We start from the raw sequence: 22,308 nt of genomic DNA on the forward strand, positions 1-22,308 counted from the left end.
TTAGAGGTTTGCTTGCTTGTTATGAATAAAACTTCAGAACAATGGCAACCAACATGTTCTTTGCAAAGACTAAAAGCCCGGGCTGAGCTATATGCGCAGCTTCGGGCTTTTTTTGTCGCACGTCATGTGCTTGAAGTTGAAACGCCTATTCTTGGTCGCTCAACTGCGACAGATCCTCATCTGGAAAGTTTGTCTTGCGCTTTGAATTCTGCACCTGGTGCGGGTTCAGAATGTTTATATCTACATACTTCTCCTGAATTCCCTATGAAGCGTCTACTTGCTGCGGGGAGTGGTTCGATTTTCCAAATCTGTAAAACTTTTCGTAATGCTGAAAGCGGCGTACGACATAATCCTGAATTTTCCATGCTTGAATGGTATCGCCCAGGCTTTGATCTCAACGCTCTGATGCAAGAAACCGCAGACCTACTGGAAACTCTTTTGGGTTCATGTGAAGTGTCGACAGTTAGTTATCGCGACTTGTTTCGGAAATATTTAGATCTTGACCCGATGATAGTCGCTATTGATGTACTGAGGCAGAAAGCAATAGAGTTGGCCGGCTATTCCGGGCCTAATTTGGAACGTGATGAGTACCTGGATCTGCTACTAAGCGTCTGTATTGAGCCATACTTGGGCTGTTCTGAAGATAGTAAGCTTAGACCCGTGTTTGTTTCGGATTATCCCGCATCACAAGCATCTCTAGCCGCCTTGAAGCATGATGAGGATGGCTTATTGGTCGCAGAAAGGTTCGAGCTATATATAAACGGGCTCGAGATTGCGAATGCCTATCATGAACTAACGGATGCTAAAGAGCAGCGCCAGCGCTTTGAATCTGATAATTTGGTACGCCAGGATATGGGTTTGAATGGGATACCAATCGATGAGAAGTTCTTATCAGCTTTGGAGTCTGGTATGCCAGACTGTTCGGGAATTGCCCTAGGTTTGGATCGTTTGTTGATGATCAAAGAGGGAGTCAATAGCATTGAAGATGTATTGAGCTTCCCTCTAAGTCGGGTCTAGTAAATCTAGCTTTTAATGATACTACCGAAGTTTTCACCCATTCTAACGGGGGAGCCTGCCTGCATTGCTTCATTGAATTGTGTTGTGCCTTTTGGAAACGCCAATACAACGGTAGAACCGAGCTTGAATCGTCCCATTTCCTGCCCCTTTTCCAGAGTGATACTGCTCGCATCCCCATAAAGGGTACTGTTCACATCGCGCTTAACCGGAGCGACTAAACCAGACCAAACGGTCTCGATACTGGCAACAATCATTGCACCAACCAAGACCATGGCCATCGGGCCAAACTCGGTATCGAATATGGCTGCAACACGCTCATTTCTGGCGAATAGGCGAGGGACATTCTCTGCCGTTACCGGGTTAACCGAAAATAACTTACCAGGGATATAAACCATTTCTCTTAATGTGCCGGTGCAGGGCATATGAATTCGATGGTAATCTTTAGGCGACAAGTAGATTGTTGAGAAGTCGCCACCCATAAACGGTTCGGCTCGTTCAATGTCGCCGCCAAGCAGCTCTACCACACTAAAGCTCTGACCTTTTGCCTGAAATACCTGGCCTTTATCAACCTGGCCTAGCTGGCTAATCGCGCCATCAACCGGAGAAATGATTGCATCTTCTTGGGTGTCAATTTCCCGTGCGCCAGGTTTAAGTTCACGAGTGAAGAAGTCATTGAAGTGCTTAAAATTCTCTGGCGAATCAAGCAAGGCTTCAGACATATTGACGCCGTATTTATCAATAAACCAAGCGATCAGCTTATTCTTGAACGCCGGAATTTCACATTCAGCGACTTTTCCTGCTGCCCGCGAGATCAAGTGTTGCGGTGCAATATATTGACTGAAAATAAATAGATCATCGAGTTTCATAGTAAGTCCGTTAGTAGTAATTTACTCATTCAATAGGGGTGTCAGCTTGGTTTCCCCATTCGCCCCAAGAACCAGGGTAAGCTTTTATATCTGTGAAGCTAAGTAGCTTGCCTAATAGATAAGTGAGGCCTGAGCGATGGTGGGTTTGGCAGTGTGTGACGGTTGGCTTTTCTGGGCTTATTCCAACAGTCGCTAACTCACTCAACAAGGTGTCAAAGGGTTTTAGTTTTAGGCTATTTTGTTGATCCATCGCGCGAGTCCACTCGTAGTTTAGTGCGCCGGGAATCTTGCCGCCTCTGGCTGCGTAAGCAGTTTCGCCACTATGCTCCATCGGAGAACGAGCGTCCCAGATTTGCAAATCTTGAGTGTTTACAAGCTCTTTTAGCTGCGCGAGAGTGAGGCTATGTTTACCGCTAAAAGACACTTGAATATCTGACTTTTCATTAGCCACAGGGCCGCTTTCCATGTCGAAATTTTCAGCAGCCCATGCGTGCAAGCCGCCATTCAAATAGCGGTAGTTGTTATGGCCAATTTCATCGAGTAGCCAGATAAAACGTCCTGCCCAGCCGCCACCTTCATCATCGTATACAATAACCTGACTATCGGGAGTCAGACCAATGCTTTGCATTAAATCGTTTAAATTTTCTTTACTCGGAGCAAGGCCGGGCACCGGCGGACCCGCCTGGGTTAAATTAGGGCTTACCAGTACTGCACCGGGGATATGAGCGCTTAGGTAGCGATCTTCTTTTCCAAGGTCGACGATGATCAGCTTTTCAGAGGAGTCTTCATTATTTAATAGTGCGAGTAATTGAGGCGCTTCAATTAACAGATCTGACATTTGTTAGTTCTCATTGCTTCAAATGATGATCGGCGGATCATACCAGATGACAAAGTTTGGGACTAACTATTCTTCACCCTTTGATGCTTGACGATTCGCTTGATGCTGTAAGGAAGTAGTGACTGCGCTGCATAGGTATTTGAATTGTTTATAGTGAGCGTCGGTGAGTGTTTGGTTGTCAGTGTTATCTGCGAAGAAAAGGGCAACCGGTTTTTTGCCAACAAATACCGACATTAAGAAAAACTCTTTTGAGTCGGTGGCGCCCTTGAAATTCATGGGAATCAGGTCGAGTATCTTCTTGTCACTAGAGGGTTTCACCCAAATACTGGCTGGGCGAGAGCATAATTTCTCAAAAATAGTATTCTTGATTATTTTGCTTTCAAAATCCTTAAGTTCAGGGTGATCTTGGCACCCGACTGAATAATAGTTTTTAAAGCGGCTGCGGTCTTTGCTTATCAGACCCACGCATGCTCGTTCTAACTCAATGCCGTAGGCAATGCCTTGGGTCGCGGCATTCATCAGCTCATGTAGGTCGGTAAACTCCTGCGGGCGATGAGCCATGATATGTGTTAGCTCAGTATATAAGGGGTTCCGTGAAAGCGGCCCGTTTGCTTGCGCTTTTTCAGCAATGCCTTCTTTATTAGTCGGTGCATTAATTTTTTCAGGTTTCGGTACGTCCCGGTTCTCGTGTTGTCTGGTGTCTTCAAGCTTGTTAGTTTTAGTAGAGCTGGCTATTGGCGCTTCTGGAGCAGGGGGCGCTGCTTTTCCCTTCTGAGATGGCGCATAGGCATCTGACTGGAATTCACTGAGTTGGCACTCACTTTGTGCTTTAGTGCGCTTGCGTGGTGGCACGAATAATTTAGCAGCCGGTTGCATTACGCCTGGCATAGGATGAGCGCGTGACATATCTGCAGCAGCTTCATGAGTTAGCTGAATCGCTTCATCAACCGAGCAGTTTAAGTAGCAAGCCAGAATCCGTTGTGCTCTTAATGTTGCCCTTGAATACCAGCAATATGAAGAATAGTGAGCAATCAGGTTTGCCAGCATCACGACAAAATGTGGAGACTGCATCAGCATATTAATGTCGCGATCTTCAACACGGAGCGGTTTCCCATCAGGGCTAAAAGAGCGGGCAATAGTGACCCATTGCTTATGGCTTAATTGTTTATCTGGTTGATAGCATGCCTGAGCCAGGGCAGGAACGTTTAGCTTTTTAGCCAGAGCGGTCGTGACATCGACGATTGTACCGCCTAATACTTCTTTCTCGGCAACATGGGGGAGCTTGTAGTTGGAACGAATGGCATAGCGTACTAAACGCATTTCAGGCGTTGCAAAGCGCCATAAATACCAGATAGGCGCACCCAGAAACAAGCTGGACCAATAAACGTCTTCGGGGTTTCCTTTACCTTTTCTTTTAGCGATGGCTCGACCGAGGTGGCCTGCATATAAACTGGTTGATAGTGTTCGAAGGTAGTAGAAACTGGTAATACTCTTTAAGGAAATAGCTTTAAAGGGTTGCTCGTTTATCAGCTCTGTTAGGCGCTCAATGCCAATCATACTAATGGCGTGTGCCAGTGTCTTACTGCTCGGTGTATCTTCTAGCTGGCTATCATTGGCGTGTGACATGACGTAAAAAGCCAAGATTGGGTCTTTATTAACGTGAGCAGCCAGATGAGAGTATGGAATAACCTTTTTTTCTAGCATACGAATGACTTTTTGACCCACTTTAAATGGCGAGGGAAGTGACTTTGTCACCAGAAAGTTTGCCCAGCCTTCAGCGCTATCGGGCATTTTTGAGTCAGTCATAAAGCTAATGTAATAGATTGATAGTTAGGAGTTGCGAGCAATTTATTGAAAATAGCTCACTATGACTAGAGTATAGATTGGATTTTTAATAATGCAGGCAATTAATGGCTGAGTATTATTGGTAGGTTTCTTTGTCGCCGAGTGTTTCTCTAATTCTGCGGTAACTATTCATGCGCTCTTCACTAATCTCACCTTTGTCGTAGGCGTCAAGGATCGCGCACTTGGGCTCATTATTATGTTTGCAGTCACGAAAACGGCAGTAGCCAATATGCGGCCTGAGTTCGATAAAACCTTCCAACAGTTCTTGCTCATTGATATGCCATAAGCCGAATTCTCGTATGCCCGGTGAGTCAACAATTCTACCGCCACCCGGAATATGAAAAAGCTTGGCTGTCGTCGTGGTGTGAGTACCTTTACGGGATACTTCCGAAAGCGCGCCGACTTTAATGCTCTGATCACCCAGAATACTACGAATCAGTGAAGACTTGCCGACACCGGATTGGCCAACGAAGACGCTGGTGTAGTTTTTTAGCCAGTCGAATAAGGTGGACTCACAATGCTCGACTTCATTGGCTGAGGTCTTGAGTACTTCATAGCCAAGTGCTTCATAGCTTTGGCAGAGTTTTTCTATCTGAGCGCGGTTATTATCATTAATCAAGTCGCTTTTGTTAAACAGTATGGCAGGCTTGATGTCGAGAGTTTCAGCGGCCACCAGATAACGATCAATTAGATTAGCGTAGGGTGTGGGTTCAGTGGCGACAACAATAATAATACGGTCGATATTGGCGGCTACGGGTTTGAGCAGCCCATAGTTGTCTGGGCGTTGCAGTAAACTGTGGCGTTCTAGGCGTGTTTCGATCACACCGCTTTGGTCTTTGCCGGGGCGCCAGACGACTTCATCACCGGTGACTAAAGCATCGACATTTGCTCTGACATGGCAGCGATGAACAAGTTTTTCTGTTTCGCCTTCGCAAATTTCGCTGGGTTCGATATCGAGCAGTTGGCCATAGTGCGCGATGACCAGGCCTTTTTGTTCTTCACCTAAATCGCTTGCTGCATATTCTTGCCCTAGCTTTTTGTCTTTGCGGTCGGCACGTGCGGCTTTCTCAGCTTGTATTTTTTCGATACGCCATTGCTGCCGTCTATTCAGTTTACGTTTGCTCATAAGCTCCGATGAATCGCTAGGAAAAGAACCAATGGCGCTATTCTAGCAGTAAAAGTATTCCAGAAGCTTGTTTATATCGAATATAGTGATTATCTTTAGCTGCCAAGCACCAGCATTAATCATAGGACTATTTTGATGACCGACAGCCCCGCGAAACATAAAGACAACCTTATCTGGATCGACCTAGAAATGACCGGCTTGGATCCTGAACAAGAGCGCATTATCGAGATCGCTACGATTGTGACCGACTCACAGCTAAATACCCTGGCGGAAGGGCCGGTTATCGCGATTCACCAAAGTGACGAATTGATGGACTCTATGGATGAATGGTGTACCAAAACACATGGTGAAAATGGTCTGACTGCTCGGGTTAAAGCCAGCAATACTTCCGAGAGAGAAGCAGAACAAGATACGATAGAGTTCTTGAAGCAATATGTAGATAAGGGCTGCTCGCCAATTTGCGGAAATACCATTGGTCAGGATCGGCGCTTCTTGGTGAAGTATATGCCGGAGCTAGAAGCCTTCTTTCATTACCGGAACCTGGATGTCAGTACATTGAAAGAGCTAGTTAGGCGCTGGAAACCAGAGATTCAATCAGGCTTAAAAAAACAAGGTACTCACCTGGCACTTGATGATATTCGAGATTCGATTGAAGAGCTAAAATATTACCGGGAGCACTTTATTAAAGCCTAAGTAAGTGCCACTCCTTTAAGAACCCTTCTTTTGGTTTCTCCGTGCAGGCCTCCGGCCGCTCTGTGTCCTCTGTGGTGGGTTCGTTTTTGGGGTTTTGATCTTTAGGATTAAGCCCTCTTAACCACAGAGGGCACGGAGCGCTTCGCTGCAAAGAGGAATAATATTTCCCTGTAAAATGGGTGCAATTCAGCTTAAGTAAGTGCCATTCGGGTCAGAGTAAAAAAAGCTATTTTTACTCTGATCCCACGATTAGGCGCTTAAGTCCTGCAATCAGTGCCTGGCATTCTTCAGGTGTACCAATACTAATCCGAAGATAATCTTTAATGCGTGGCTGTTTGAAGTGGCGAATGATAATCGATTGTTCACGCAAACCAGCAGCGAGAGCTTCAGCTTCAATATCTAGGTGCTTGGCGAGCACAAAGTTTGCCGCAGAAGGCATGACTTCAAAACCCAAGTTCTCGAGCTCTAGTGTTAGCCAATCACGCGTTTCAATGGTCTTATCGCAGCAGGCTTGAAAATAAGCTTTATCTTTAATCGCTTCCGATGCGCCTTTGATTGCAAAGCGGTCAAGCGGATAGGAGTTGAAGCTGTTCTTCACTCGCTCAAGGCCATCGATCAAGTCTTTATGCCCAATGGCAAAACCGACACGTAAGCCCGCCAAAGAACGAGATTTAGAAAAGGTCTGAATAACCAATAAATTGGGATACTTATTGACGAGCGCAACGGCACTTTCACCACCAAAATCGATATAAGCCTCATCCACGACGACCACTGATTCAGTATTCCTTTTCAGCAGAGCTTCGATTTCGTCTAATGGCAATACACGACCGGTTGGTGCATTAGGGTTAGGGAAGATGATGCCGCCATTATCTGTTGGGTAGTCGCTAAGCTCTATTTCAAACCGTTCACTAAGTGGAAGAGTCTTAGGTTCAATTTCGTATAAGCTGCAATAAACCGGATAAAAACTATAAGTAATATCGGGGTAGAGTAGCGGCTTACCATTTGATAGCAAGCCCATAAAGGTATGTGCTAGCACCTCATCTGAGCCGTTACCGACGAAAACCTGCTCGACTTCAAGGTCGTAATATTCGGCTATCGCACTTTTCAACTCACTGGCATTTGGATCAGGATATAAACGAAGAGAATCAGACGCTTCAGCCTTCAGGGCCGAGAGAACTTTGTCAGAGGGGCCATAAGGGTTCTCGTTAGTATTGAGCTTAATAAGATTGGAAACCTTAGGTTGCTCACCTGGAACGTAAGGGGTGAGCTTGTGAACGATGGGGCTCCAGAACTGACTCATAATAACTCTCTTAAATTGAAAACTGATATCGCGAGGGCGAATTTAGATTACTGCTTACTTTACCGAATACCGGCTTAATCGCCAAGAATGAAATTATCTAAATCATTTTTAAGCCTGGTTTCGAGTGTGGGGGGGGTGCAAATATTATGCGCTTATTAAGCAAATACAATAAGAACGATAATGATCACCCTAGACCGCTTTCAACTAATTTTTTTACTTTCTCTGCCTATTATTGGCGGTATGATCTCGCAAAATATACTGAATATCGTCGATGTCGCAATGGTCGGTCATCTGGGGGCTAGTGCCTTAGCCGCAGTAGGAACAGGGAGTTTTGCAGCCTTCGTTTCAAGCGCCATGGTTCTGGGGCTGTCTAGCGGTGTTCAAGCTGTTGCCTCTCGTCGTTTGGGTGAGAAGAAAATCGAGCAAGCTGGGGTGTCGCTATTTGCAGGTGTGATGATCGCCGTAATATTTGGCAGCCTTCTGACAGCTTTAATTTATCCTTATATACCTTCTATTTTTCCATATCTTAATGCCGATACCGAAGTCGCTGAATTAGGTAGCTCTTATTGGGAGATCAGAGTCCTCGCGACGGTTTTCATGGGGGTGAATTACGCCTTTCGCGGTTACTTTAATGGCATTAGTCAGCCAAAGTATTACATGTTGTCGCTAGTGTTTATTCATGTACTAAATATTATTCTGAACTATATATTGATTTTCGGTCACCTTGGTTTCGCCGCTATGGGGACTGATGGTGCGGCTTGGGCGAGTACCATTGCCATGGGCGTTGGTTCTGTTCTGTATTTTTGTTTGGGCTTCTTCAAGCTGGAGTCGTTAAAATTATTCCGTATAAAACCAAGCTTAAGTGATCTTGCTAGCGTCTTTAGACTCACCATTCCAGCAGGTTTTCAGCAGCTGTTAATTGCGATTGGTATGATCAGCTTGTTTTGGATGGTGGGTAAAATAGGCGTTAGTGAAGTTGCCGCTTTAAATATACTCATCAATATTCTGATGTTATGTATTTTGCCAGGCTTTGGTTTTGGTATGGCCGCTGCAACGCTGGTAGGTACAAGCTTAGGTGAACGAGACAAGGTGAAGGCTAAACTCTGGGCCTATGATGTTGCCAAAATTGGCGGAGGGATAACCTTGATACTCGGTATGTTATTAGCCTTCAATGCAGAGCTTATCTTGCGCTTTTTCACTTCAGATACGGCTACCATTGACGCGGCTCGCTTACCTTTGCAGGTGACGGGGGCTTTAATATTTATCGATGTTATCGGTGTGATTCTTATGAACGCCTTGCTGGGAAGTGGTGACGTAAAAGTAGTCTTGAAGACAAGTATGCTTTCTCAATGGGCTGTGTTCTTTCCTTTAGGTCTTATCGCAGTAGTTTATTTTGAGCCGCCCTTGCTGGTGATTTGGCTTTTGTTTTCTTTCTCTCGCCTGGGCCAAGGTTTTGTTTACGGTATTCACTGGCATAGAGGGAAATGGGGAGGCGCTAAGCTTTAGTGTTTAGCGCTTCAATGACGGTGATTTCTAAATCGTTCTAGCCGCTCTGACGTGCTTGGGTGGCTTGAAAAATAGCCCTGTATTTCAGATTCTTGTTTTGGCTCCACGCTACCTATGTTTTCTTCGGGCTCGTTTGCACCTTGGTCTTTTTCTTGGGATTCTAAGTTCTCCATTAAGGTAATAAAATCCTCAGGATGTAAGCCAAACTCTTGTAAATGTTTCAGCGCAAAATCATCAGCCTCGAGCTCCATTTTTTGGGAATAGCCTGCTTGCAGAAGAACACCAGGTAAGGCAAGAATTGCTTGGCTGGTGGTTGAAATATCGCCAGTTACGATAACGATGAATAGGGCTAGGCTGGATTGCTGTATCAGTCTTCTCAGACTATGCCGGTGAGCGATATGTCCAATTTCATGCAGCATGATCGTTTCCAGCTGCTCTTGGTTCTCTGCGAGTTTGACCATCTCATCGGTAAAAATAATGGTTCCTGATGGAAGTGCAAAAGCATTCGCACCGATGGACTCGCTTTTGCGGAACTCGATTTTCATTGGAATGAGCTCAAGGCCTTCAATCTTTGTCAGCTCGTCGGCGATGCGATTAAAGGCCTGCCTTAAGGAGTCGCGCTCTTCTTCAGCTAATTCACTGCTTTGAAACACGCTCTTATCTAGGATTTCTAAGCCTCCGTGACCAATTTTTGTTGATACTTCAGCGGGCAGTGCGTGGGCCAATTCTTCGCTGAAAAAAGGAATGCCATAAGCGATAAAACCCCAGCTAGCGACCGCTACCAAAACTAAGGTTAACGCAACAAACTGAAGCTTACTTTCCAAGCGGTGAGCGAGCCCGGAATATGTTTTAGTTTTGAGGTAGCCATCCTGCTGGGCGGTTTTAATCAGTTCATCGATTGCTAAATTATCAGCACATTCAAATTGACATTGATCGCCAAAACTAATGAAGCGCGGGGTATTGCCAATGCGTGATGAGATGTCGACATCTTTAATGGCGACCTTTTTTAAGGGTTCATTGGATGACTCAGTGACAAATTCACTTTCTGGAAAAAAGCAGAGCTGACCGCCTTCCTGATAATGTAGCTTAGCGGGAAGCCGTGATGAGCTTTGCCCTAGGTACAAATAGCCGGAAATCTCCATTGTTAGCAACCAGGCTTCGTCAGCATTTAAATTCCCACTTCGATATCAAAGACTTCACCAAACTCTTCACCCATTGCGGTCAATTGATTTTGTTGATCCGCGACGAAATTATCGAGAGATTGATTTGTCAGCAGTGTTAGTTGGCTTGCGCGGTAGCGCGCAGTACGGATCATCGACCAGGGGATGAGTAAGCCTAGTGAGCAGATAATGGCAATCGTATTGCTGAGGTATAGATACAACATATAGCTAACGCTCAATGTACTTGAGAAAGTCATCTCTTCGATCTGGGTATGATTGAATATCAAGTTTTGGCGCTTGGTTTGAAGGTAGGCAAAGATCCATAAATAAACAGTAAAGAATACCAGCTGAATTAAAATGAGGTTTGAAAAAGACGGTGCTGTTTCTTCACTTGTAAAATTCATAAGGTCTAGCTGGGATAAAGTCCAAAGTACAATAGATATCGCTAAGATAAAAACACCGGAGGCCTTTAAATACATAAGATAGAAGCTTTTTGCGCCAGCGCCATAGCTGAATGGTGAGGTGCCATAGCGAGCGTTATTTACAAGGAAAATAGCTTTTAAGTATTGCCAGAAGGGAAAGCCCAAGATAAACAATGGGAACAAAGCAGCAAGCCCCCAAGGCATATTAAACTCTTCCTCAATATCTATTTTTGCTTCTTCTCCTACGGCAGGTATCTCTGTCGTTTCATCAGCTGGCATCTCCTCAGAAATCGGGACTTCCGAGTATTCCCATACCTCACTGGGCACAGAAAAATATATTGAGCTAACAAGCAGAGCCAGGAACAAAAATACCGGTAGGCCATAAAATAAATAAGCTTGCTTGAAGTTTCGTTCAAAGCGGAAGGTAATACCACGATAAGCTGTGTGGCGGAGCCTGAACGACATAGAAAGAACAATGATTGCAGGCACTAAAACTGTCACTGCTGCAGCGGCATACAAACCCCAAACGCCATTATAGGAATTTATTGCGTAATAAATGCCGAATAATATGGATGCAAAAATTCGCCCTTTTAGAATCTGTTCAGGCTTTGCCAAATATTGAAAGGCGCTGTCGTCAAGCTGAGTATTGCCATAAAAATAGCGGTGTGTTCTAACTTTCGCCCAGGCCGAATAAATGCCCAGCGTAACGATGGTGAGAGCTATATTGACGATCCAAATGCCAAAGAATTCGAGTGCTTTGCCGCTGAATCTAAAAGGCTGTTCAGTATAGGGTTTTACTTCTAAGTCCATTTAATGGGAGTTCCTTCAATTTGATGCGCTTAAAAACTAGCGGCAGTCTAACATAATTAGAAGGAGAGGCTGCGGTCAGAGTAAATTTACTCTAGACCGAACGGCACTTACTTAAGCATATGTTCCATCTAAACAAATGATTATCTATAGGGTGCAATTCAGATTAAATAGGAGCCATTCATTTAAGAACCCTTTTTTGATTATCTCCGTACAGGCCATCGGCCGCTCTGTGTCCTCTGTGGTGGATTCGTTTTTGGGTTTTTGATCTTCAAGACTAAGGCCCTTAACCACAGAGGACACAGAGCGCTTTGCTGCACAGAGGAGTAATGTTTCTCTAGGCTTCCACTGTAAAAAAGTGAAATTCAGTTTAAGTAAGTGCCATTCTACTTTCTAATTATTCTAGCTCTGACATATCGTCTCAATATCACAAGTGATCACCGATACATGCTTATAGCCGATTCTCATCAGCTGCTCTGCAGATAAAGTGGCGCGTGCACCGGTTGCGCAGTGGATATAGAGCGGTGTTTCTTCATGTGGGTGGAGTTCTGATACCTTCATTTCCAAGACACCACGTGGAATGTTGAGGGCGTTCGGTGTCGGGTTTTGTGCCACTTCCATGGGTTCTCTTACGTCAATCAAAATACCACCATTATTGCTCATTTCCAGCTTGGCGCTTGATGATGTTACACAGCGTACTTTAGGTCTGATTTCTTGAATTAAGTCCGGTATCGATCTCAACATATTTATTACCTCAAACATTTACAGTGATGGGAGGTATGATATATTAGAAGTTGCTAAATTAGCAATTTTTAATTAGTATTCATATTTATCGTGACATGCATAAGACGTAATTTAAGGTGTAGGTGATGGATATTAGTCTGGATGAAATGTCTTCGCGCTCGGCAGAAGCAGAGGCTTTCTTAAAAAACCTGGCAAACAGCAAGCGCTTAATGATTTTGTGTGTTTTGAGTGAAGGGGAGCTATCAGTTGGCGAATTAAATAAGCGGGTGCCTCTTTCTCAATCGGCCTTGTCGCAACACTTGGCAAAGCTTAGAGCAGTAGAGTTTGTGGCAACGCGCAGGGAGTCGCAGACCATCTATTACCGGCTAAACGACCCTCGTGTAGAGTCGATAATTCAGAACTTGTATAACGTATTTTGCCAGCCGAATTAATTAAACCTTAGGGTAATTGCATGACTTCAGCAGATAAATCTTTTATCGAACGTTTGCTCGCCTACAGTTTAGCGGGTGGCTTACCTTCAGCGATTCTTATTGTCTCGCTTTTATTGGGCATGGTCGCGCTGAACTACACTCCACGTGAAGAAGAGCCTCAAATTGTTGTACCGATGGTCGATGTGTTAGTCAGTTCGCCAGGTATGTCTTCTAAGCAGGTAGAACGGCAGGTGACAACACCGCTGGAAAAACTTCTGGCTCAAATCCCGGGTGTAGAGAATGTTTATTCCACCTCAATGAGCGGTCAGGCGGCTGTTACTTTACGATTTTATGTTGGCGAAGATCGTGAAGATGCAATTCTGAATACCTATAACAAACTTCATTCCAATCAACATAAAGTCCCTCAGGCAGTACAAAACTGGCGCGTAAACCCGGTTGAAGTGGATGATGTGCCGATCATGATGTTGGCTTTGTATTCCAAAGGCGATGCTAGCGATTATGACTTAAGGCGGGTAGCGGAAGAGCTGTCGACTTATATACAGGCAATTCCTGATACCAGTGAAGTCAAGGTAACGGGGGGCCGAGAACGAACGATAAGGATTTTTTTACAGCCCGAAAGTTTGGCAGCGCGTCAAAGTACTTCGGCAGACGTCTTGCAAGCTTTACAGGTGTCCAATCTGCTTCAAAGTAGCGGCAACTGGTTCGTTGACAATGAGTCTATTCAACTCGAAAGCGGCGACTTTATCCGCGACCTTAGTAGTCTAAAACAGACGGTGGTCAATGTTGTCGATGGGATTCCGGTAACGCTTCAGGATGTAGCTGAAATTGTTGACGGCCCTGCCAATGCGAGTACTTATACCTGGTTGGATTTTGCTGAAACACATCCAGAATTTGAAGGGGTCCCGATCGCCGCACGTAGTGATTTACCGATGTCGGTTATCAGTGTCGCCAAACAGCCGGGAAGCAATGCAGTCAGTGTGGCTCAGGAAGTTCATAAGCTTATTGCAGCGCTAAAGTCAGATTTATTGCCGACAAGTATCGGCATAGAAGTGCTACGTGATTACGGTGCAACGGCGAATGAGAAGGTTGATAACCTAACGAGTAGCTTGGCCTTTGCGGTCTTTACCGTGGTGGTGTTTATCGCGGTTTTCCTTGGCTGGCGCCCTGCTTTAGTTGTTGGTATTGCGGTACCCATTAGTTACGGGGTGACCTTGGCCTTGGATATGGCTTTTGGTTATACCATTAACCGTGTGACCTTATTTGCTTTGATTCTATCACTAGGTTTACTTGTCGATGACCCGATTACTGGTGTCGATAACATTGAACGATATTTGAAAAAGAAGCTGCGTGGCAAAGATGGAAGCCAGGACCCTGGTACGGCCTCTCAAATTGTTGCAGCGATATCAGAAATCAAAGTGCCTTTGATAATGTCGACCATCACTATCGTCCTGGCATTTATTCCGCTTGCCTTCATTACCGGAATGATGGGGCCCTATATGGCGCCGATGGCTTTCAATGTGCCAGTGAGCGTCGGCGTCAGTACGCTGGTGGCATTTTTAGTGACGCCTTGGTTGGCGAGTAAACTTCTGAAACCTTCGGCCATTGTTGCTGAACAGGGTGAGGACAGTCGTGCTGATAGCGGGAGCCCTTTTTTCCGACGTGTTCTCTCTCCCTTTTTGAATGATCGGAGAAAAGCAAAATGGGTCTTATGGGCTGTGCTGATCTTATTCCTAGCTGCAGCCATGTTACCTATGATGCGCTGGGTTCCCTTAAAACTTCTGCCTTTTGATAATAAAAATGAAGTGCAGATTATTATCGATATGCCAGAGTCAGCGACCTTGGAACAGACAGCGAGTTTGGCTAAGCAGATCTCCTTACAAGTGACGCAAGTAAACGAAGTACTCGCTTCAGCCGCCTTTGTGGGGGTGGCTTCGCCTATCGATTTTAATGGTATGGTTCGCCGTTACTATCAACGCACGATGCCTTATCAGGCAGACTTGCGGCTGACCTTACTCGATAAAGCAGAAAGAGAGCATCAGTCTCATGGCGTGGTGCTGCGTTTAAGAGACTTGCTTAAGTCTTTTAATAAAGAAGGTGTATTGGTTAGAGTGGTGGAAGTGCCACCAGGGCCCCCGGTATTGAGTACCTTGGTCGCTGAATTGTACGGTGACAAACTGACTCCCTACGAGGATATACAGGCTGCTGCATTGAGTGTAAAAGAGCGCCTGGAAAAAGAGCCTTTTGTCGTGGAGGTTGATACCACTGTCGAGGCTGAACAGAAAAAGCTTCGCTATACCCTGGATAAGACAGCAGCAGCTTTATCTGGAATTTCTTCTGCTCAAGCCAATCAAGCTTTAGTTATTGCTAATCAAGGCATGGCAGCGGGTTTCTATCAGCAAGAAAGAGAAACGTCACCCGTTCCGCTTTATTTAGAGCTTGCGGAAGCAGATAAAAACTCGATTGAAGATTTAGCGCGTTTGCAGGTAAGAGGTCAAGCAGGGGTGATCAAACAGAGCAGCCGCTATGGCTTGGACAGTGCACCGGTGCCCCTCGTTGCTTTGGGAGAATTAGGTGCGTTCGAAGAGCATGTCTCGGATCGTGCAATTCATCATAAAGACCTAAAGCCGGTCGTTTATGTGATGGCAGAGCTGTCTGGTAGAACGCCTGCTGAAGTGATTGCTGATGTGAGTGGCGATTTACAGCTTGGGGCAGAAGCGAAACAAGAAAACCTGAATGTTAGTGATTGGCAGTCTCGCAACTTTCTTTCGCTATTCACTGGTGAGTCAGCCGGACAGACTTGGTCGCTACCTGAAAATATCCAGCTCGAATGGGGTGGTGAAGGCGAGTGGAAGATCACCATAGATGTCTTTAGAGATATGGGTTTAGCATTTATGTTTGCTTTGGCAGGTATCTTCTTTGTACTGAAGATACAGACACAATCTGTCCGTCTTTCCTTGATTATTATGTCGGCTATTCCTTTGACGATTATCGGTATTATGCCTGGTTTTGCAGCGCTGAACCTTTTTGGCGAACGAGTGATTGCAGGAGCGCCTGAACCCGTATTATTTACCGCCACAGCGATGATCGGCATGATTGCTTTGGCTGGAATCGTTGTTCGCAACTCTTTGATACTCGTAGAGTTCATCACTCAAGCCAGAGACCGGGGTGTGGAGCTTAAAGAGGCGCTTATACTGGCGGGCTCCGTTCGTATGAGGCCTGTTCTACTGACTGCTGGCACTACCATGCTGGGTAATCTGGTGATTATCCTTGACCCGGTCTTTAGTGGCCTGGCTCTGGCTATTATTTTCGGCATCATTGCCTCAACCATCTTTACCTTGCTGGTGGTACCAATTGTTTACTTGTTGGTGTTCGATAAGCCAGAAAATAACTCATTAACTGATCACGCAAAATTAGGATACGAAGATGCAAACAAATGACTCCGTATTAAAAAAACTGGGCTTACCTGTACTGGCAATTGCTTTACTTATCGTTATGGTTGCCTGGATGGCGGGTGCCTTTAATAACAAGGTAAAGCCCGGGCAAAGTGAGCAGCAAAGTTTGGTAAAACTCGATGAGCTACTAAGGCAAGCGATTGAGGTCGAACGGGTGAAGAAGGAAGTGTTCGAGCCAGTGCCAGCAGGTATTGAAGCGAAACAGAATTCACTTATCTCATCACGTATTCTAGCCAAGATAGAGAAAGTACATGTACGAGCAGGGCAGCAGGTTAAACAAGGGCAGCTACTGATTGAATTGGAAAAGGCAGATTTGCTATCACGGGAGTCTCAGGCAAAAGCGGCTTTGTCTTCAGTGTCTGCACGATTGTTGGAAGCAAAGAATAATCTTAAGCGTTCTGAGGACTTGAGTCAGAAAGGCTTGATTGCTAACGCTGCTTTGGAGCAGACTCAGGCAAACTACGATAGCTTGTTAGCCGGTAAGCAAAGTGCAGAACAGGCTTTGTTAGAAGCGCAAACGGCCCTGGGTTATGCTCAGGTGCATTCCCCTATTGATGGTCTAATAATCGATCGCTTTGCAGAGCCCGGTAATACTGCCCAACCAGGGATGCAGCTTCTTACCTTATATAATCCAGCTACTTTACGAGTCGAGGCGCATGTGCGCGAACAATTGGCGATCGGCCTCAGTTTGGGTGACACCTTGCAGGTAAGGATTCCCTCGATGAATAAGAATCTGCCTTCAGTAATAGAAGAAATGGTGCCAGCAGGTAATGCTGCATCTCGAAGCTTCTTGATTAAGAGCCGTCTGGAGGCTGAAGGCTTGCTACCTGGCATGTATGCGCAATTAAGTGTGCCGGTGGGTACGAAACAACAGATTCTATTGCCTAGTGATCGTATAGCTTATGTTGGTCAGTTGAACGTTGTTTGGGTTTTGGAAAACGAGCAAGTTGTTCGACGCTTTATAAGAGTTGGCGATCAGAAAGAAAACGGGATGATCGAAGTCGTCTCGGGATTGCGTGCCGGAGACCTTGTTTTACCTGTTCAGAGCTAAAGGGGGACTTTCTCCCTATTTTTCGCACCTTTTGTTCGCTTATTGAACAGTTATGCTGGCAATAATGCCAAATAAATCACACTATATTTCAATAACTTGTCGTTTAACATTCGTTGACAGTTGAGTTAGAACTTCCGTGCTAGTCTTCACTTAAATCAAAGCAGTAAGCTTGTTTATCAATCTTTTTGATGTGAAGGAATTCTATTGTCAGCTATAAAAAACTCTATCTCAATACTTGTACTGTTTGTCTTTGCTTGTAGTGCACAGGCTTCGGCTAGTGTCGCTCAGGATGCAAGTAGTGAGTTCGGCAGCATGATGCTATTTTCGGCTGGCTTTGTTGGTTTATTTGCAGCACGTAAGCATATGAAGTCCGAGGCTTCCTAAAGTTCATAATTCGTTAAAGTACGTCCCTGTTTTACCTTGCTGGTTTACCAGTCCCCTTTATGCGGGGTAGCTCTCCATCCCCGCTTTTTTTCCATTTCTGTTAGTTCTACGAACGTAAAAACCGTTTAACGCCTAAAAGCTGGTTAGATACTTTATAGTAGCTGGTCGGTAGTACCTTATAAAGAATATCGACAAACTTGGCATCGGCACCAATTAATACTCGGAAGGTCTTCTTACGCATGCCTTTTTCGATGACTTCTGCCGCTTTTGCAGGGCTTGTTCGTGCCACCGTTTCAAAGTGTTTGGCAAGCTCATTGGAATTAGCTGCTTCAGTTTCAGCAGAATTTGCAATGTTGGATCGAATACCGCCGGGCATCACACAAATAACATCAATATTCTTACCTGAATAAATCATGTCTTGTTGTAAGGCTTCGGTAAATCCGCGAACGGCAAATTTAGAGGCATGGTAGGGCGCTACCATTGGCATGGTGATCAAGCCGAATATTGAAGCGACATTAACGATCATGCCGCGTGATGACTTTTCAAGTAATGGCATCATTTCTCGACAACCCATAACGACACCATTTAGGTTTACATCCATTACTTTGTTAAATAGGGCCTCAGAAGTTTCTTCAAAATAACCAAAAGACGTCATGCCTGCATTATTAATGAGTACATCTAAATGCCCGGATGAAAGCTCAATATCTTTAGCGAGAGCTTGCCAGTCCTCCTTTGAGCAGACATCGGACTGCTTGGAAATAATGGCTGATGAGCCGATGGCTTTACTCGTCTCTTTAAGACCTGCTTGGTTGATATCAGTGACCACTAAATTTGCACCCAGCTGCGCGAATAGTTTAGCAATTGCCTGACCAATACCAGAGCCCGCGCCGGTGATGAGAATTGTTTTGTTCGTCCAAGTGCTTTTCATGTTAAGACCCTTAAGTTGTTATTTTAATTTAGGTGTTTACGCCGCTTGTGCATCCTGACTATGTTTAGGTAGTTTTGTATCCAGCCAGGTAAAGATCGACTCCCTTATTTGAGGGAAGAAGCTTCCTCCCACGGTATAGTGACAGGCTCCTTCGATAACTTTTATGCTGGCTGAAGAGCCATATTTTCGGGTGATCTTATGTTGGATTTTTATCGGTGTGATTTTATCTTCGGTGCCGCCAATCACTAATACCGGGCAGCTTACAGATTGATAATCCACCTTGGAGGGGGGCTTGCGAAATAAGAACCACATAGATAGTTGTGTTGTGACTCGACCTGACTCAAAGGTAGATGCTTGAGTGAGTTGCCTGTGGATATCAGCGCTCTGTGTGTTCGCGATACCGTACTGAATATTTCTTAATAATAAATTGGTATACGAGCGCCATAAGGGAAATTTCAACAAGTTATGTCCAAAGGTTTTGAGTACCGACCAACTTGAAGCATTAATGCCCGCAGGCGCAGCTGAGGAAATTAAAATCAACTGAGAGCAGGGTAGCGCTTGTGCAAGCAACTGCGCGAGTAAACCGCCCATTGAGTGGCCGACTAATATCGGTGATTGATTTGAATGGGCTCTCGTGAATTTATTTATGTCTTGCTTTAAAGAGGCGACATAATCTTCGATACCCAGTCGAGCTAAAGAGCGCCTTTTGTCCTCGCATAGCTTATTCTTAGGGTAATGAAGTGGAAGTCTCGGAACGAGTACAGGGTAGCCTTGTTGTTCAAAGGCGTCTTTCAGTTCATCTAATATGTCTGGTGTGCTCCACATTCCGTGGATCAAGACAACAGGAGGTAGAGATTTCATACTTCTACCTCCTCAACTTTTTCGGTCGTTTGTGTCTTTTCTTTGGCGACGGAAGGCGTACTTGTTTCAGTTTTTTCTACCTTATGAAAAGCTTCAAGAGGCGTGTTGTCATCAAAACGAAGTACACCGTCGTCGAGTTTGCTGTGTTTGATGGCAAAGATGTCTTTGAAGTAAAAGTCCTTATTGCACCATGGAAAGGACTCTCCCTGGCCAGGCAAGCGGTCGAGAGCTCTTAATACGTAGCCAGATTTCAGTGCAACAATGGTGCTTTGTTTGGCGTTTGGTTCACGGTAAGGGTAGACACTTTGGTAACCATTTTGCTCCATGTGTTCCAATAGGCGGCAGACATAATCAAAGGTCAGCTCTGCTTTGAGCGTCCAGGAAGAGTTAGTGTATCCAAAGACCCAAGCAAAGTTTGGCATTTGGCTGAACATCATGCCTTTATAGTTGGTTAGCTTAGGCGCATCGACGTCGTGACCATCGACACTCAGTTTCATTTTTCCCCATAGCTGAAGATCGAGCCCTGTGGCGGGAACAATAATATCGGCTTCAATTTCGTCGCCCGACTTCAACAATATTCCTTTCTCAGTGAAGCGCGCTATATGCTCAGTGACGATACTCGCTTTGCCGGAACGAACTGAATTGAATAAATCTGCATCAGGTACCAGGGCCATACGCTGATCCCATGGATTGTAGGTGGGCTTGAAATGAGTATCGACGTCAGCTGCTCCCGCCAGTGCTTTCCTATTCATATCTCTGACAAGCTTACGAATAAAGTTTGGAAAGCGTTTGGATAACATAAATACCATTTGCTGCATGGTAGTGTATTTGGCGCGCATGATTCTATTCGTTAGGCCCGCCGGGAGTATTTTAGAGATTATTCTAAATAACATGTCTGAAGCGGGGCGAGAGTAGACGTAGCTTGGCGAGCGCTGAACCATGGTGACATGAGCTGCTTTCTTTGCCATTGCGGGTACAACGGTGACGGCCGTCGCACCACTGCCTATGACAATAACGCGCTTACCTGAGTAGTCCATATCAACAGGCCATTGCTGAGGGTGGGCAATGGTTCCTTTGAAGTCATCATAGCCTTCGAAATTTGGCAGGTAACCTTTTTCATAATTGTAATAGCCTGAACAACAGGTAAGGAATTTCGCAGCAATATGGTACTGCGACCCATCTGCTCGCTCGATACTGACAAGCCAGCGGTTTTGTTCCGAGTTCCAGTCAGCTGATATGACTTTCTGTTGAAAACGAATGTACTGGTCCAGGTTCTCATCAGAAACCAGTTCATCTAGATAATGCTTGATGCGGTCAGCTGTGCCAATATATTCACGGTCTGTCCAGGGTTTGAAAGAATAGGAAAAGGTATACATGTCAGAGTCTGAACGAATACCCGGGTATTTGAATAAGTCCCAAGTGCCGCCAATGTTTTTTCGACCTTCAATCACTGCAAAAGAGGTATGTGCGCGCTTTTTCTTTAGGTTGTAGCACATGCCAATGCCAGAAATGCCAGCTCCAACGATCAGTACGTCGAGTTGCTCATAGTCTTTGTTCATGATGATCTCCTGCAATTACCGCGAAAGTTATCGTGCTTCTTTTTTATTAGTTTTCTGCTGAAATATTCGTATCAGCTAAAGTGGGTATATGCAGATTAGTGACTGTTGGTCACATAATATAGGATGCTTCCTGTCAAAAATTGATAAATACGGCCATAATGACAGTTGAGGCTAGTTAATTGTTACTTTGGTCACCTAATTCAAAGAAAGGTCTGTAGGGTTTATGTATGTAGGCAGTGCTAAAAAGAAGCAGTCGATATTAGGTTTGATTCCACTGTTTAAAGCGGTTGAAGACTTGGGGGCAGACCCGGAAGAACTTTTGCGGCGCAGGGGGATGTCCTTGCAGAATATGAATGGTGCCGCCGTGATTGAGCAATCTTTGGAGCTGGATATCGTGTCAGAAGCAATAGACTTACTGAATGACCCTATTCTTGGTGTCAAGGTAGGCAGTCAGGTGACATTTACCTCATACGGTACCTATGCAATGTTGCTTATGAGTGCACCAAATTTTGACCAGGCTTTGAAGGTTGGCGCTCAATTTCAGTCATTATCACTGCTCTTTTCACATATGACTTTGCATTTTGATAAAGATTGGATAGAGCTACGTTATACCTTACCAGAGGCCTCACCTAAACTCAGGACATTTATTGCCGACAGAGACCTTATGGGAACCTATATCTTTGTAAGGGAGTTTCTTGAAAAACCAAACGAAATACTAATTGCTGCAGGTACTGCTCGGCCTAAGCCTGAAGGTAAGTGTTTGGCGGAGTATCAGAAATATATCGACTTTGATTTACATTTCGATCAGCCCTATAACTGGTTTCGGCTTCCACGCGTCATTTTGAGTGTGGCGATGAAGCACGGGAACCCTCTCGCTCATCAGCTATATCGAGTTCAAGCTTATGAGCTATTACGTAAGTTCTATTCGCAAGATGAAGATATTGTTTCACAAACCAAGCAAGTCATTGAAGGCTACGAAGGGCGCTTTCCAAGCGTTCCTGAAGTGGCAAAGATGTTTTCTGTGAGTGAGCGTACCTTCCGCAGAAAACTAAGCGCTGCCAACACGAGTTACCAAGGTATCCTGGATGAGCATAAGAAACAGCGCTGTCTAGGGATGATGGCTGCAGGGAAAGTGTCAGTGGCCGCATTGGCTGATCAGTTAGGTTACGCTGAGTCCGCTAGCTTTTTGAGAGCGTTTAAACGTTGGACTGGATGTACGCCTAAAGATTATCTTAGAAGAGTTTAGCGAGTAATTTATCCCGGCTGGCTATAAGACTACTCGTATCTGCAGCCTTGGAATATCATCTGAGTGAAAACG

General features: G+C 45.1%; 19 protein-coding genes. 8 read left to right on the forward strand and 11 right to left on the reverse strand.

The features are described from left to right. The first annotated feature begins 21 nt into the window (after nt 1–21). Complete coding sequence (gene epmA, locus A3756_RS10040) at nt 22–1,017, forward strand: EF-P lysine aminoacylase EpmA (protein WP_068507597.1); 996 nt, start codon at nt 22–24, stop codon at nt 1,015–1,017. Between the two features lie 5 nt (nt 1,018–1,022). On the opposite strand, the gene asd is transcribed toward epmA, so the two are convergent. The 4 genes from asd to rsgA form a co-directional block, all read right to left on the reverse strand. Continuing rightward, a complete protein-coding gene (gene asd / locus A3756_RS10045) occupies nt 1,023–1,883 on the reverse strand; it encodes an archaetidylserine decarboxylase (RefSeq protein WP_068507599.1) in 861 nt (286 codons plus the stop codon). 25 nt (nt 1,884–1,908) lie between these two features. After that, nucleotides 1,909–2,721, reverse strand: a complete 813-nt coding sequence (locus A3756_RS10050) for a sulfurtransferase (RefSeq protein ID WP_068507602.1) — start codon at nt 2,719–2,721, stop codon at nt 1,909–1,911. A gap of 66 nt (nt 2,722–2,787) precedes the next feature. Continuing rightward, a complete protein-coding gene (locus tag A3756_RS10055) occupies nt 2,788–4,527 on the reverse strand; it encodes an HDOD domain-containing protein (protein ID WP_068509670.1) in 1,740 nt (579 codons plus the stop codon). Nucleotides 4,528–4,642: 115 nt separating this feature from the next. Next, the gene (gene rsgA / locus A3756_RS10060; protein WP_068553429.1) at nt 4,643–5,692 is read right to left on the reverse strand and encodes a small ribosomal subunit biogenesis GTPase RsgA; all 1,050 of its coding nucleotides are present in this window, start codon (nt 5,690–5,692) and stop codon (nt 4,643–4,645) included. A 135-nt stretch (nt 5,693–5,827) separates the two neighbouring features. Between rsgA and orn the strand changes: the two genes are divergently transcribed. Beyond that, nucleotides 5,828–6,385, forward strand: coding sequence for an oligoribonuclease (gene orn / locus A3756_RS10065; protein WP_068509667.1), 558 nt, complete (start codon nt 5,828–5,830; stop codon nt 6,383–6,385). Between the two features lie 232 nt (nt 6,386–6,617). On the opposite strand, the gene hisC is transcribed toward orn, so the two are convergent. Next, nucleotides 6,618–7,685 carry a histidinol-phosphate transaminase gene (gene hisC / locus A3756_RS10070; RefSeq protein ID WP_068509665.1) on the reverse strand — a complete coding sequence of 356 codons (1,068 nt, stop codon included), beginning with the start codon at nt 7,683–7,685 and terminating at the stop codon, nt 6,618–6,620. A gap of 180 nt (nt 7,686–7,865) precedes the next feature. Here hisC and A3756_RS10075 point away from each other — a divergent pair, with 180 nt between their 5' ends. Beyond that, on the forward strand, nt 7,866–9,191 hold the full coding sequence (locus tag A3756_RS10075; RefSeq protein WP_068509662.1) for an MATE family efflux transporter: 1,326 nt from the start codon (nt 7,866–7,868) through the stop codon (nt 9,189–9,191). Between the two features lie 11 nt (nt 9,192–9,202). Here A3756_RS10075 and A3756_RS10080 read toward each other — a convergent pair whose 3' ends face one another. The 3 genes from A3756_RS10080 to A3756_RS10090 form a co-directional block, all read right to left on the reverse strand. Further along, the gene (locus A3756_RS10080; RefSeq protein WP_068509659.1) at nt 9,203–10,333 is read right to left on the reverse strand and encodes a M48 family metallopeptidase; all 1,131 of its coding nucleotides are present in this window, start codon (nt 10,331–10,333) and stop codon (nt 9,203–9,205) included. A gap of 26 nt (nt 10,334–10,359) precedes the next feature. Then, nucleotides 10,360–11,583 carry a YjgN family protein gene (locus A3756_RS10085; RefSeq protein WP_068509657.1) on the reverse strand — a complete coding sequence of 408 codons (1,224 nt, stop codon included), beginning with the start codon at nt 11,581–11,583 and terminating at the stop codon, nt 10,360–10,362. A 399-nt stretch (nt 11,584–11,982) separates the two neighbouring features. Next, on the reverse strand, nt 11,983–12,324 hold the full coding sequence (locus tag A3756_RS10090) for a rhodanese-like domain-containing protein (RefSeq protein WP_068509654.1): 342 nt from the start codon (nt 12,322–12,324) through the stop codon (nt 11,983–11,985). A gap of 125 nt (nt 12,325–12,449) precedes the next feature. Here A3756_RS10090 and A3756_RS10095 point away from each other — a divergent pair, with 125 nt between their 5' ends. The 4 genes from A3756_RS10095 (at nt 12,450) to A3756_RS10110 (ending at nt 17,642) form a co-directional block, all read left to right on the forward strand. Further along, nucleotides 12,450–12,755: a helix-turn-helix transcriptional regulator gene (locus A3756_RS10095; RefSeq protein WP_197470031.1), complete on the forward strand. Its 306-nt coding sequence runs from the start codon at nt 12,450–12,452 to the stop codon at nt 12,753–12,755. A gap of 20 nt (nt 12,756–12,775) precedes the next feature. Then, a complete protein-coding gene (locus tag A3756_RS10100) occupies nt 12,776–16,192 on the forward strand; it encodes an efflux RND transporter permease subunit (RefSeq protein WP_068553430.1) in 3,417 nt (1,138 codons plus the stop codon). Beyond that, nucleotides 16,179–17,258, forward strand: a complete 1,080-nt coding sequence (locus A3756_RS10105; protein ID WP_068515892.1) for an efflux RND transporter periplasmic adaptor subunit — start codon at nt 16,179–16,181, stop codon at nt 17,256–17,258. Before A3756_RS10100 ends, A3756_RS10105 begins: the two co-directional genes overlap by 14 nt. Before the next feature lie 204 nt (nt 17,259–17,462). Beyond that, a complete protein-coding gene (locus A3756_RS10110) occupies nt 17,463–17,642 on the forward strand; it encodes a hypothetical protein (RefSeq protein WP_068512752.1) in 180 nt (59 codons plus the stop codon). A 106-nt stretch (nt 17,643–17,748) separates the two neighbouring features. Here A3756_RS10110 and A3756_RS10115 read toward each other — a convergent pair whose 3' ends face one another. The 3 genes from A3756_RS10115 to A3756_RS10125 are packed head-to-tail and all read right to left on the reverse strand — an operon-like array spanning nt 17,749 to nt 20,990. Continuing rightward, complete coding sequence (locus tag A3756_RS10115; protein WP_068515889.1) at nt 17,749–18,570, reverse strand: SDR family oxidoreductase; 822 nt, start codon at nt 18,568–18,570, stop codon at nt 17,749–17,751. A gap of 36 nt (nt 18,571–18,606) precedes the next feature. Next, on the reverse strand, nt 18,607–19,431 hold the full coding sequence (locus tag A3756_RS10120; RefSeq protein ID WP_068515885.1) for an alpha/beta hydrolase: 825 nt from the start codon (nt 19,429–19,431) through the stop codon (nt 18,607–18,609). Continuing rightward, a complete protein-coding gene (locus tag A3756_RS10125) occupies nt 19,428–20,990 on the reverse strand; it encodes an NAD(P)/FAD-dependent oxidoreductase (RefSeq protein WP_068515883.1) in 1,563 nt (520 codons plus the stop codon). Before A3756_RS10125 ends, A3756_RS10120 begins: the two co-directional genes overlap by 4 nt. 223 nt (nt 20,991–21,213) lie before the next feature. Here A3756_RS10125 and A3756_RS10130 point away from each other — a divergent pair, with 223 nt between their 5' ends. After that, nucleotides 21,214–22,236, forward strand: coding sequence for an AraC family transcriptional regulator (locus tag A3756_RS10130; RefSeq protein WP_068515881.1), 1,023 nt, complete (start codon nt 21,214–21,216; stop codon nt 22,234–22,236). Nucleotides 22,237–22,308 lie beyond the last annotated feature (72 nt).

The organism is Oleiphilus sp. HI0086 (assembly GCF_001635225.1).

Coding starts and splice junctions, on each gene's coding strand:
- A3756_RS10095 (WP_197470031.1), top strand. CDS start 12,450: ATGGATATTAGTCTGGATGAAATGTCTTCGCGCTCGGCAGAAGCAGAG.
- A3756_RS10080 (WP_068509659.1), bottom strand. CDS start 10,333: ATGGAGATTTCCGGCTATTTGTACCTAGGGCAAAGCTCATCACGGCTT.
- asd (WP_068507599.1), bottom strand. CDS start 1,883: ATGAAACTCGATGATCTATTTATTTTCAGTCAATATATTGCACCGCAA.
- rsgA (WP_068553429.1), bottom strand. CDS start 5,692: ATGAGCAAACGTAAACTGAATAGACGGCAGCAATGGCGTATCGAAAAA.
- orn (WP_068509667.1), top strand. CDS start 5,828: ATGACCGACAGCCCCGCGAAACATAAAGACAACCTTATCTGGATCGAC.
- A3756_RS10120 (WP_068515885.1), bottom strand. CDS start 19,431: ATGAAATCTCTACCTCCTGTTGTCTTGATCCACGGAATGTGGAGCACA.
- A3756_RS10105 (WP_068515892.1), top strand. CDS start 16,179: ATGCAAACAAATGACTCCGTATTAAAAAAACTGGGCTTACCTGTACTG.
- A3756_RS10125 (WP_068515883.1), bottom strand. CDS start 20,990: ATGAACAAAGACTATGAGCAACTCGACGTACTGATCGTTGGAGCTGGC.
- epmA (WP_068507597.1), top strand. CDS start 22: ATGAATAAAACTTCAGAACAATGGCAACCAACATGTTCTTTGCAAAGA.
- hisC (WP_068509665.1), bottom strand. CDS start 7,685: ATGAGTCAGTTCTGGAGCCCCATCGTTCACAAGCTCACCCCTTACGTT.
- A3756_RS10090 (WP_068509654.1), bottom strand. CDS start 12,324: ATGTTGAGATCGATACCGGACTTAATTCAAGAAATCAGACCTAAAGTA.
- A3756_RS10100 (WP_068553430.1), top strand. CDS start 12,776: ATGACTTCAGCAGATAAATCTTTTATCGAACGTTTGCTCGCCTACAGT.
- A3756_RS10085 (WP_068509657.1), bottom strand. CDS start 11,583: ATGGACTTAGAAGTAAAACCCTATACTGAACAGCCTTTTAGATTCAGC.
- A3756_RS10115 (WP_068515889.1), bottom strand. CDS start 18,570: ATGAAAAGCACTTGGACGAACAAAACAATTCTCATCACCGGCGCGGGC.
- A3756_RS10130 (WP_068515881.1), top strand. CDS start 21,214: ATGTATGTAGGCAGTGCTAAAAAGAAGCAGTCGATATTAGGTTTGATT.
- A3756_RS10055 (WP_068509670.1), bottom strand. CDS start 4,527: ATGACTGACTCAAAAATGCCCGATAGCGCTGAAGGCTGGGCAAACTTT.
- A3756_RS10050 (WP_068507602.1), bottom strand. CDS start 2,721: ATGTCAGATCTGTTAATTGAAGCGCCTCAATTACTCGCACTATTAAAT.
- A3756_RS10075 (WP_068509662.1), top strand. CDS start 7,866: ATGATCACCCTAGACCGCTTTCAACTAATTTTTTTACTTTCTCTGCCT.